The sequence below is a fragment of the Streptomyces sp. YS-3 genome (assembly GCF_045257485.1).
Taxonomy (GTDB): Bacteria; Actinomycetota; Actinomycetes; order Streptomycetales; family Streptomycetaceae; genus Streptomyces.
This window is the reverse complement of the sequence record NZ_JBJHPC010001113.1, coordinates 1-871: the sequence shown is the minus strand read 5'-3', so window position 1 is coordinate 871 and position 871 is coordinate 1. Positions and strand designations below refer to the sequence as shown.

The 871-nt window shown below is 56.8% G+C and carries 1 rRNA gene; it reads left to right on the top strand.

What is annotated here, in order from left to right:
* Positions 1 to 871: ribosomal RNA gene (locus tag ACJA3G_RS37825) — 23S ribosomal RNA — on the top strand; the annotation flags it as partial.

The window sequence follows — 871 nt, the reverse complement described above, 5'->3', positions numbered from 1 at the left end:
TGCCTTGGCACCAGGAACCGATGAAGGACGTGGGAGGCCACGATAGTCCCCGGGGAGCCGTCAACCAGGCTTTGATCCGGGGGTTTCCGAATGGGGAAACCCGGCAGTCGTCATGGGCTGTCACCCATGCCTGAACACATAGGGCATGTGGAGGGAACGAGGGGAAGTGAAACATCTCAGTACCCTCAGGAAGAGAAAACAACCGTGATTCCGGGAGTAGTGGCGAGCGAAACCGGATGAGGCCAAACCGTATGCGTGTGATACCCGGCAGGGGTTGCGYMKWSGGGGTTGTGGGATCTCTTTKTCACAGTCTGCCGGCTGTGAGACGAGTCAGAAACCGTTGATGTAGGCGAAGGACATGCGAAAGGTCCGGCGTAGAGGGTAAGACCCCCGTAGCTGAAACATCAACGGCTCGTTTAAGAGACACCCAAGTAGCACGGGGCCCGAGAAATCCCGTGTGAATCTGGCGGGACCACCCGCTAAGCCTAAATATTCCCTGGTGACCGATAGCGGATAGTACCGTGAGGGAATGGTGAAAAGTACCGCGGGAGCGGAGTGAAATAGTACCTGAAACCGTGTGCCTACAAGCCGTGGGAGCGTCGCGCATTGAGTTTACTCAGTGCGTCGTGACTGCGTGCCTTTTGAAGAATGAGCCTGCGAGTTAGCGGTGTGTAGCGAGGTTAACCCGTGTGGGGAAGCCGTAGCGAAAGCGAGTCCGAATAGGGCGTTTGAGTTGCACGCTCTAGACCCGAAGCGGAGTGATCTAGCCATGGGCAGGTTGAAGCGGAGGTAAGACTTCGTGGAGGACCGAACCCACCAGGGTTGAAAACCTGGGGGATGACCTGTGGTTAGGGGTGAAAGGCCAATCAAA